We start from the raw sequence: 9,187 nt of genomic DNA on the forward strand, positions 1-9,187 counted from the left end.
CAAGCACATGCAGATGCCGGTACAGCGGGTGGAGCAGCGCATGCTGTCTTTCACCACGCCGCAGCCAGCCACCGCACAACAGCAGTACCAACACCAAGACCTGTCCGCCAAACAACAAACGGAGTAACACAACATGGTTCCCATCGATGAAGTCGTCTCGCTGTCACGGCTGCAATTTGCCGTTACGGCGCTCTATCACTTCCTGTTCGTCCCCCTCACCCTGGGCTTGTCCTGGATCCTGGTCATCATGGAGTCGGTCTATGTCATGACCGGCAACCAGATCTACAAGGACATGACCCGCTTCTGGGGCAAGCTCTTCGGCATCAACTTCGCCATGGGCGTGGCCACCGGCATCACCCTGGAATTCCAGTTCGGTACCAACTGGTCCTATTACTCGCACTACGTGGGCGACATCTTCGGTACGCCCCTGGCCATCGAAGGGCTGATGGCCTTCTTCATGGAATCGACCTTCGTCGGCCTGTTCTTCTTCGGCTGGGACAAGCTCTCGCGCAAGCAGCACCTGATCGTCACCGTGCTGGTGGCGCTGGGCTCCAACCTGTCGGCGCTGTGGATCCTGATCGCCAATGGCTGGATGAACAATCCGGTCGGCGCGGAATTCAACTTCGAGACCATGCGCATGGAGCTGGTCAGCATGACCGACGTGATCTTCAATCCGGTGGCGCAGGTGAAGTTCGTGCACACCGTGGCCGCTGGCTACGTCACGGCCTCCATGTTCGTGCTGGGCGTGTCGGCCTGGTATCTGCTCAAGGCCCGCGATACCGCCTTCGCGCTGCGCTCCTTCGCGGTGGCGGCCGGTTTCGGCCTGGCCGCGACCTTGTCGGTGATCGTGCTGGGCGACGAATCGGGCTATACCGCCGGTGAAGTCAACAAGGTCAAGCTGGCCGCCATCGAAGCCGAGTGGGATACCCACCCTGCCCCCGCCGGCCTGACCCTGTTCGGTCTGCCCAATGACAAGGAAGAGCGCACCGACTACGCGGTCAAGATTCCCTATGTGCTGGGCCTGATCGCCACCCGTTCGGCCGATACCCAGGTGCTGGGCATCAAGGACCTGAAGAAGGAACACGAAGCACGCATCCGCAACGGCATGCTGGCCTATGCGGCGCTGGCCAAGCTGAAGGCGGGCGACAAGTCCCCCGAAGCCCGCGCGGAATTCGACAAGCTCAAGAAGGACCTGGGCTATGGCCTGCTGTTGAAGAAGTACACCAACAACGTGGTCGATGCCACGCCCGAACAGATCAGCCTGGCCGTCAATGACACCATCCCCAAGGTCGCACCGCTGTTCTGGTCCTTCCGCGGCATGGTGGCGCTGGGTTTCCTGTTCCTGTTCATCTTCTCGGCATCCTTCTGGTTCCTGGCCAAGAAGCAGCTGGCGCCGCAACGCTGGCTGCTGCGCCTGGCCGTGATCTCGATTCCGCTGCCGTGGATCGCTGCTGAACTCGGCTGGATCGTGGCCGAATATGGCCGCCAGCCCTGGACCATTGCCGGCATCCTGCCGACCCACCTGTCGGCCTCCTCGCTGCAGCCGGGCAGCCTCTACTTCAGCCTGGCCGGTTTCATCCTGTTCTATACCTTCCTGCTGGTGGTGGAGATGATCCTGATGGTGAAGTACGCGCGCCTCGGCCCCAGCAGCCTGCATACCGGCCAGTACTACTGGGAAACCAAGGGTCATGAAAAGAGCCCTGGCGATGTCCTGCCGCTGCCCCTGAATCCGTCGGCCAATGCCGGCAGCCACTAAGCCACCAGAAGAAATGAGGAAAGCAGAATGATCTTCGATTACGAAACACTCAAGCTGATCTGGTGGGCCTTCGTCGGCGTACTCATCATCGGCTTCGCCCTGACCGACGGCTTCGACTTCGGCGTGGGCATGATGCTGCCCTTCGCCGGCAAGAACGACACCGAGCGGCGCATCCTGATCAATTCCATCGGCCCCACCTGGGAGGGCAACCAGACCTGGTTCATCACCGCCGGCGGTGCCACCTTCGCGGCCTGGCCGCTGGTGTATGCGACGGCGTTCTCGGGCTTCTACATCGCCCTGATGATCTTGCTGTTTTCGCTGTTCTTCCGTCCGGTGGGCTTCGACTACCGCAGCAAGGTGGCCGATCCGCGCTGGCGCAATGCCTGGGACTGGGGCCTGTTCATCGGCGGCTTCGTGCCGCCCCTGATCTGCGGCGTGGCCTTCGGCAACCTGCTGCTGGGCGTGCCCTTCCACTATGACGACACCATGCGGGTCGAATACACCGGCAGCTTCTTCGCCCTGTTGAACCCCTTCGGCCTGCTGGCTGGTCTGCTGTCGGTGGCCATGCTGCTGATGCACGGTGCGGCCTTCGCCTTCGTCAAGACCGAGGCCGCCGTGGGCGAGCGTTCGCGCAAGACCGTCATCGGTGCGGCGCTGGTGACGGTGCTGCTGTTCGTGGCCGGCGGCTTCTGGGTGGCCCAGATGCCGGGCTACCGCATCACCTCCATGCCGGACGCCAACAGTGCCTTCACCCCCCTGGCCAAGACGGTGGAAGTGGTCGCCGGTGCCTGGTTCGACAACTACGCCAAGTGGCCCGCGACCAAGCTGTTCCCGGCGCTGGGCGTGGCCGGCGCGGTACTGGCGGCCTTGCTGGCGCTGGTGCGCAGTGCGCGCCTGGCCTTCATCGCCAGCGGGCTGTCGGTGACCGGCATCATCCTCACCGCCGGCATGTCGCTGTTCCCCTTCGTCATGCCCTCTTCGCTGGACGCCAAGAGCAGCCTGACCCTGTGGGATTCGGTCTCCAGCCACAAGACCCTGGGCCTGATGTTCTGGATGGTGCTGATCTTCCTGCCGCTCATCATCGTCTATACCGGCTGGGTCTATCGCGTGGTCAAGGGCAAGGTCACCGCCCTCGACATCCACGAGAACGAACACACGGCGTATTGATTACGCGCAATCGCAAACTGCAACGAGGAGAACATCATGTGGTATTTCGCCTGGATACTCGGTATCGGCCTGGCCCTGGCCTTCGGCATCATCAACGTCATGTGGCTGGAAGCCAACTACGCCTTCGGCCGCCGCAAGGCCGAGGAAACCCACGAGCGCTTCGCCAGCGCCCGTGCGGCGGAAAAGCAGCGGCGCAACGGCAGGTAGGCTCGGGGGATCGCATCCTCACGTGATCACGTGATCACGTGATCGAGTGATCGCACGAGCAAGGCCGGCAGCGTCGCTGCCGGCCTTTTTTTTCAACTTGCCTGGAGACCATCATGCCTGCCTCCCCTGCCTCGCACACCGAAGAAGTCGCGCCCGCGCCGCGCCACTGGGCCTTGCTGCCGGGTGCCGGTTTTGCCGACAGTTACCGCATCCGCCTCACGCCGCAACTGGCCAAATTGAATACGACCGAGATCACGGCCCGCATGATGGCGTCCCAGCCCGCCTGGGTCAGCGCATTGATCCGTTTGCGCGATCGCCTGATGGCACCGCTGGGCCTCAAGCAGGCCGGCGACCACGGCGGCGGGCCGGCCGGTTTTCCCCTGCTGCTGGCGGAACCGGCCAGGGTCGTGATGGGACTGGACGACCGCCACCTGGATTTCCGGCTGTGCGTCGAAAAGTCGCCGGCCGCGACCGGCCAGGCGGCAGATGAAGGCCAGTGGCTCACCGTGACCACCGTGGTCCGAACCAAACGCCTGCTGGGCAAGGCCTACCTGGCAGCGATCATGCCCTTCCATCGCTGCATCGCGCGCAGTTTGCTGCTGGGGGTGCTGCGGGAGGAACGTCCGGCGCTTTGATCCACGCTCCATGAAAGAAAACGCCGCTGCGACCGGATGGACGCAGCGGCGTTTTCTTTCATGCTGACCGGCACAGGCAGGAAGCACATCGGCTCCCGCCCGGCCTGCAGGCATTACACCAGGTTCAGGGTGACGTTGATGTTGTCACGGGTGGCGTTGGAGTACGGGCACACCTGGTGGGCCTTGTTCACCAGATCTTGCGCCACGGCCTGGTCGATGCCCGGCAGCGAGATGTTCAGCTCGGCTTCGATGCCGAAACCGCCCGGGATCTGGCCGATGCCGACCTTGCCGGTGATGCTGGCATCCGCAGGCAGGGCCACCTTGGCCTGGCCGGCGACGAACTTCAGCGCGCCCAGGAAGCAAGCCGAGTAACCGGCCGCGAACAGCTGTTCCGGGTTGGTGCCGTTACCACCGGCGCCGCCCAGTTCCTTGGGGGTCGACAGCTTGACGTCCAGCACGCCGTCGGAGGACTTTGCCGAACCTTCACGGCCGCCAGTGGCGGTAGCGGTGGCGGTGTACAGGGCTTTTTCAATCTTGTTCGAAGGCATGGTATTTCCTTTCAAAGTTCAGGTTGTCGTCACCCTTGACGGGTTTCGTTCGAGGGGTGTGATGCCTAAAGATTCACTTTCGGTCATCACTGGCTTGCCAATCTCTTGCTGCTTCACTTGCGGTCTTGCCGATGTTTCTGGTGCTGCTGATGTTGCGATATTCAGTTCGGCTGCATCAACGATATAAATAATTACCTATATTATTGCGCACAATATAAAACACAAAGCTTGTTACATTTTCATTCATCTTCGGCATCGATCAGGCCCTTGCGGACCTGCTTCAGCTCCACCACCAGCGCCTTGATCTGGTCCAGCGCCGGCAGCATGCAACTCATCTGCTGCGGTACGGCCTTGGCCTTCTCACGCAACGCGCGGCCGCCATCGCTCAGGCTCACGACCACGCGGCGCTCATCGCCAGCATCGCGGTTGCGGTGAAGCAAACCCATGCTTTCCATGCGCTTGAGCAGCGGTGTCAGCGTACCAGAATCCAGGAACAGGCGCGTGCCCAGTTCCGAGACCGTGACGCCATCCTTTTCCCACAGCACCAGCATCACCAGGTATTGCGGATAGGTGATCTCCAGCGGGGCCAGGATTTTCTTGTAAGCCTTGGTCATGGCCAGCGACGCCGAATACATCGCAAAACACAGCTGGTTGTCGAGAAGCAGGGCTTCGTCGATCAGTGCGTCCGGGAGATTCGTGGTGTGCGTCTTGTCCATGTGCTGCATATTAAACTGCTCAAAATTGAATTGCAAGCTATTTAATTTGAAAAAATTTGTCGTTGTTGTTCATTTCGCTTCGTCGGTCCCTGCGCCAAGCCGGTATCATGCGGCCTGCATCCGCATTTTCCTGCATATCGATGAATTCCCACCCCAATCCCCTGCGCTCCCTGGACCTGTTCTGCAAGGTCGTCGACAACTATGGCGATATCGGCATCTGCTGGCGGCTGGCGCGGCAGCTGGCGCATGAGCAAGGGCTCGCGGTGCGGCTGTGGGTGGATGACCTGGTGAGCTTCCGGCGCATCTGGCCGACGGTGGACACGCTGGCCGGGACGCAAGAGATCAGCGGCGTGACGGTGCAGCACTGGCGCGGCCAGGACGGCCTGTTCACGCCGGACGATGTGGCCGATATCGTCATTGAATTCTTCGGCTGCGAGATCCCGCCCGGCTACGTGGAAGCCATGGCGCAGCGCTCGCCCAAGCCGGTCTGGTTCAACCTGGAAGGCTTGTCCGCCGAAGCCTGGGTCGAGGGCTGCCACACCCTGCCCTCCCCGCATCGCTCGCTGAAACTGACCAAGTATTTCTTCTTCCCTGGCTTCAATGAACGAACCGGCGGGCTCAGCTTCGAAGCCGACCTGCAAGCCCGGCGACAGGCCTTCCTGGCCAACAATGAAGGCCCGGCCTTCCTGGCCGGGCTGGGCGTGACTGCGGCCGAAGCGCAGGCCTGCAAGGTCTCGCTGTTCTGCTACGACTATGCCCCGATTGCCGAATTGTTTGCGGCCTGGCAAGCCTCGCCCGCTCCGGTTACCTGCCTGGTGCCGGAAGGCGTGGGACGCGCAGCGGTCGAGGCCTTCCTCGGCGCACCGGCGCACGCCGGAACGGTGGCCACGCAGGATGCTTTGACGGTACGTGTGCTGCCCTTCGTGGCGCAGACCGATTACGACCGCCTGCTGTGGAGCTGCGACCTCAATTTCGTGCGCGGTGAAGATTCCTTCGCACGCGCCCAATGGGCCGGCCGCCCCTTCGTCTGGAACATCTATCACCAGGACAAGAACCTGCACCACACCAAGCTCAATGCCTTCCTGAAGATTTATGACCCGGCCACGCCCGCCGTCATCGACCTCAACCGGGCCTGGAACGGCGCTTATCCGGGCGAGCTTGACTGGCAGGCAAGCTGGCTGGCCCTGCAGGCCGAACTGCCGGCATTGTCGGGCCAGGCTGAACAATGGGTCCAGAAGCTGTTGGCAAATGGCGACTGGATGGACAATTTGCTCGGCTTCGCCCGCCGGCTCGCCCTGGAAGAGTGGAAGAGCACGGAAAATGGGTTAAAATAGCGGGCTACCGTTTTAACGCAGTTTGGAATTCAATCGTACGTGGGCTTGCGGTGAAGTTTTAGAAGTTTTACCAGTGGGCTACTGACAGTTTGAAAAAACCTACTTTTCACGACACATCGCTATGAAATTTGCAAAAGAAATCCGCGTCGGCAACATCATTATGGTCGACAGCAAGCCCATGATCGTCCTGCGCTCGGACGTCAACGGTTCTTCCCGTACCGGCTTCACCTACAAGTGGAAGATGAAGAACCTGCTGACCAACAGCCCGCAGGAAAGCGTCTTCCGTGGCGACGACAAGTTCGACGTCGTGGTGCTGGACAAGAAGCCGGTGACCTATTCGTACTTCGCTGACCCGCTGTTCGTCTTCATGGACGAAGAGTACAACCAGTACGAAATCGAAGGCGAGAACATGGGCGACGCCATCGGCTACCTGAAGGACGGCATGCAGTGCGAAGCTGTCTTCTACGACGGCAAGGCCATCTCGGTCGAAATGCCGACCACCATCGTGCGCAAGGTTGCCTACTCGGAACCGGCCGTCAAGGGCAACACTTCGGGCAACGTCCTGAAGGAAGCCAAGATCGAAAACGCCATCGAAGCCAACCAGATCACCGTGATGGTGCCGCTGTTCGTGAGCCAGGATGACGACATCGAAATCGACACCCGCACCAACGAGTACAAGAAGGTCGTGCGCGGCTGATCGTCGCCGATGCCAATAAAAAACGCTGCCTGGTGCAGCGTTTTTTTATGCCTGTTTAATACCTGTTTGCCGGGCAATCCACTGACCGTTCGTCCTGAGTAGCGGCATCGCCGCGTATCGAAGGCGCGCCGACGGGGCGCAGCGCAGTTTCACGGCCAGTGAACCCTTCGATACGACGCTGCGCGTCTACTCAGGGCGAACGGGTAGACAGTTTGCCCGCTGTCCCGCTCAACCTCCACTCCTCACCCGCGCCAGGTCCCGCGCCGCCGCCTGTCCTTCCGCGCTGGCCCAGAAGGCCTTGTCAGCCGCCTGCAGGCGCAGTGCCGATTGCTCCATATGGCGCAAGGCCGCTGCCCGCGCAGCCTCGGCATTGCCGTCGTTGATCGCTTGCGCCAGCGCCGCGTGCTCGGCGCGTACCTGCTGCACGAACTCATTGCTGCGCGCTTCGTTCATGCGCGACACGCGGATGGCAGCATGCAGGAACTGGCTCAGGAACTGCACCAGCGAGGTGTAGAGCGGATTGTGCGAGGCATTGGAAATGGCGGCATGGAAGGCGAAATCCTCCTGCACGCCATCGCGCCCCGCCGCAGCCGCTGCATCGATGGCCTGCAAGGCCTGCTGGATCGCCAGGTTCTGCGCGCGCGTGCGGCGCTGCGCCGCCAGCGCGGCCATCTCCCCTTCCACTCCGCGCCGCAATTCGATCACCCGCAGTACCGCCTGGATGGAGTCGCGGCCGTCATCCATATTCAGGTCCAGCCGGAATGGCGTGGCCTGCGTCACCGGCAGGACCACCGTGCCACTGCCCCGGCGCGAGCCGACCAGTCCTTCCGACTTCAACCGTGAAATGGCTTCGCGGATCACCGTGCGACTCACCGAAAAGCGTTCGGTCAACTCCATCTCCGAAGGCAAACGCGCATCCGGGGCGAATTCCCCGCTGCGGATCTGCTGTGCCAGTACGCTGGTGACATGGTCGGCCAGCGTGGTCTTGCCGCGCGCGGCAGCGGCCATGGAGGCGAGCGCCGACGCCTGCGGCCTGGAGGAGGAGGAGGAAGTCTTCATGGCGCGCATGATACCGCGCAGGCATCGGCTTTTGTGACTTCCGTTTCATATTCTCAAAGTTGTATTACAACTTCCGCTATAATGCGCTGCACGGGTTTCGCTCAAGCGTTCATATCCCCCCTATTCCGACGACAGATCACGAGGAGAACACATGCATATCGTCATTACCGGCGGCGCCGGCTTCCTGGGCAGCCGACTGGCGCGCCAGCTGCTGCAGCGCGGCACCCTGACCGGCCGCGACGGCCAGCCGCAAGAGATCAAGCGCATCACCCTGCTGGACGTGGTACCGGCCCAGGGTTTCACTGATCCGCGCATCGAAGCCGTCACCGGCGACATCGCTGACGCCGCCGTGATCGAGCGCGTCATCACGCCCGAGACGCAGTCCATCTTCCACCTGGCCGCCATCGTCAGCGGCCACGCCGAGGCCGATTTCGACCTGGGCATGAAGATCAACTTCGACGCCACCCGCGTCATCCTGGAACGCGCCCGTGCCCTGGGCACCAAGCCGCGCTTGGTTTTCACCAGTTCGGTGGCGGTGTTCGGCGGCGAACTGCCGGCGGTGGTCCCCGACAACACCCTGCTGATGCCGCAAAGCTCCTACGGTGCGCAAAAGGTCATGGGCGAACTGCTGGTGCAGGATTATTCGCGCAAGGGCTTCATCGACGGCCGTGCGCTGCGCATGCCGACCATTTCGGTGCGTCCGGGCGCGCCCAACAAGGCGGCTTCCAGCTTCGCCTCCGGCATCATCCGCGAGCCGCTCAATGGCCAGCCTTCGGTCTGCCCGGTCACGCCCGATACGCGCATGTGGCTGATGTCGCCGCGCCAGGCCATCGCCAACCTGATCCACGGCCATGAAATCAATGGCGCTGACCTGGGCCTGGCCCGCTTCCTCTCCATCGACGGCCTGTGCGTGACCGTCAAGGACATGGTCGAGGCCCTGGAACAAGTCGCCGGCAAGGAAGTGGTGCAGCTGATTGAATGGAAGGAAGACGAAGCCATCAAACGCATCGTCAATTCCTGGCCCGGTGCCTTCGAAGCCAAGCGCGCCAAGGCGCTGGGCTTTACGGT

At 62.0% G+C, this 9,187-nt stretch carries 10 protein-coding genes; 7 read left to right on the forward strand and 3 right to left on the reverse strand.

What is annotated here, in order from left to right:
• The first annotated feature begins 133 nt into the window (after nucleotides 1-133).
• The 4 genes from B3873_RS12080 to B3873_RS12095 all read left to right on the forward strand — a co-directional run bounded on the left by B3873_RS12080 (nucleotide 134) and on the right by B3873_RS12095 (nucleotide 3,765).
• Nucleotides 134-1,756 carry a cytochrome ubiquinol oxidase subunit I gene (locus B3873_RS12080; RefSeq protein ID WP_286866308.1) on the forward strand — a complete coding sequence of 541 codons (1,623 nt, stop codon included), beginning with the start codon at nucleotides 134-136 and terminating at the stop codon, nucleotides 1,754-1,756.
• A 27-nt stretch (nucleotides 1,757-1,783) separates the two neighbouring features.
• Nucleotides 1,784-2,923 carry a cytochrome d ubiquinol oxidase subunit II gene (cydB, locus tag B3873_RS12085; protein WP_286866310.1) on the forward strand — a complete coding sequence of 380 codons (1,140 nt, stop codon included), beginning with the start codon at nucleotides 1,784-1,786 and terminating at the stop codon, nucleotides 2,921-2,923.
• 36 nt (nucleotides 2,924-2,959) lie between these two features.
• Complete coding sequence (cydX, locus tag B3873_RS12090; RefSeq protein ID WP_008330178.1) at nucleotides 2,960-3,130, forward strand: cytochrome bd-I oxidase subunit CydX; 171 nt, start codon at nucleotides 2,960-2,962, stop codon at nucleotides 3,128-3,130.
• A gap of 113 nt (nucleotides 3,131-3,243) precedes the next feature.
• The gene (locus tag B3873_RS12095) at nucleotides 3,244-3,765 is read left to right on the forward strand and encodes a DUF2867 domain-containing protein (RefSeq protein WP_209535333.1); all 522 of its coding nucleotides are present in this window, start codon (nucleotides 3,244-3,246) and stop codon (nucleotides 3,763-3,765) included.
• Between the two features lie 113 nt (nucleotides 3,766-3,878).
• Here B3873_RS12095 and B3873_RS12100 read toward each other — a convergent pair whose 3' ends face one another.
• Together B3873_RS12100 and B3873_RS12105 are read right to left on the reverse strand one after the other, a co-directional pair.
• The gene (locus B3873_RS12100; protein WP_039785041.1) at nucleotides 3,879-4,313 is read right to left on the reverse strand and encodes an organic hydroperoxide resistance protein; all 435 of its coding nucleotides are present in this window, start codon (nucleotides 4,311-4,313) and stop codon (nucleotides 3,879-3,881) included.
• Between the two features lie 239 nt (nucleotides 4,314-4,552).
• Nucleotides 4,553-5,038, reverse strand: coding sequence for a MarR family winged helix-turn-helix transcriptional regulator (locus tag B3873_RS12105; protein ID WP_034331832.1), 486 nt, complete (start codon nucleotides 5,036-5,038; stop codon nucleotides 4,553-4,555).
• 131 nt (nucleotides 5,039-5,169) lie between these two features.
• Here B3873_RS12105 and earP point away from each other — a divergent pair, with 131 nt between their 5' ends.
• Together earP and B3873_RS12115 are read left to right on the forward strand one after the other, a co-directional pair.
• Nucleotides 5,170-6,363 (forward strand): elongation factor P maturation arginine rhamnosyltransferase EarP, encoded by a 1,194-nt coding sequence (gene earP / locus B3873_RS12110; RefSeq protein WP_286866316.1) that lies wholly within the window; start codon nucleotides 5,170-5,172, stop codon nucleotides 6,361-6,363.
• A 121-nt stretch (nucleotides 6,364-6,484) separates the two neighbouring features.
• Nucleotides 6,485-7,060, forward strand: coding sequence for an elongation factor P (locus B3873_RS12115; RefSeq protein ID WP_017451702.1), 576 nt, complete (start codon nucleotides 6,485-6,487; stop codon nucleotides 7,058-7,060).
• Between the two features lie 228 nt (nucleotides 7,061-7,288).
• Here the strand turns inward: B3873_RS12115 and B3873_RS12120 are convergent, their stop codons facing one another.
• A complete protein-coding gene (locus B3873_RS12120) occupies nucleotides 7,289-8,128 on the reverse strand; it encodes a FadR/GntR family transcriptional regulator (RefSeq protein WP_286866319.1) in 840 nt (279 codons plus the stop codon).
• A 142-nt stretch (nucleotides 8,129-8,270) separates the two neighbouring features.
• Here B3873_RS12120 and denD point away from each other — a divergent pair.
• A partial coding sequence (gene denD / locus B3873_RS12125) for a D-erythronate dehydrogenase (protein ID WP_286866320.1) occupies nucleotides 8,271-9,187 on the forward strand: 917 nt, incomplete at its 3' end.

It is taken from the genome of Herbaspirillum sp. UBA812 (assembly GCF_002296545.1).
GTDB lineage: Bacteria > Pseudomonadota > Gammaproteobacteria > Burkholderiales > Burkholderiaceae_D > Herbaspirillum > Herbaspirillum huttiense.

Excerpts from the sequence above, each read along its gene's own strand:
- B3873_RS12080 (WP_286866308.1), top strand. The coding sequence starts at position 134 with ATGGTTCCCATCGATGAAGTCGTCTCGCTGTCACGGCTGCAATTTGCC.
- cydB (WP_286866310.1), top strand. The coding sequence starts at position 1,784 with ATGATCTTCGATTACGAAACACTCAAGCTGATCTGGTGGGCCTTCGTC.
- cydX (WP_008330178.1), top strand. The coding sequence starts at position 2,960 with ATGTGGTATTTCGCCTGGATACTCGGTATCGGCCTGGCCCTGGCCTTC.
- B3873_RS12095 (WP_209535333.1), top strand. The coding sequence starts at position 3,244 with ATGCCTGCCTCCCCTGCCTCGCACACCGAAGAAGTCGCGCCCGCGCCG.
- B3873_RS12100 (WP_039785041.1), bottom strand. The coding sequence starts at position 4,313 with ATGCCTTCGAACAAGATTGAAAAAGCCCTGTACACCGCCACCGCTACC.
- B3873_RS12105 (WP_034331832.1), bottom strand. The coding sequence starts at position 5,038 with ATGCAGCACATGGACAAGACGCACACCACGAATCTCCCGGACGCACTG.
- earP (WP_286866316.1), top strand. The coding sequence starts at position 5,170 with ATGAATTCCCACCCCAATCCCCTGCGCTCCCTGGACCTGTTCTGCAAG.
- B3873_RS12115 (WP_017451702.1), top strand. The coding sequence starts at position 6,485 with ATGAAATTTGCAAAAGAAATCCGCGTCGGCAACATCATTATGGTCGAC.
- B3873_RS12120 (WP_286866319.1), bottom strand. The coding sequence starts at position 8,128 with ATGCGCGCCATGAAGACTTCCTCCTCCTCCTCCAGGCCGCAGGCGTCG.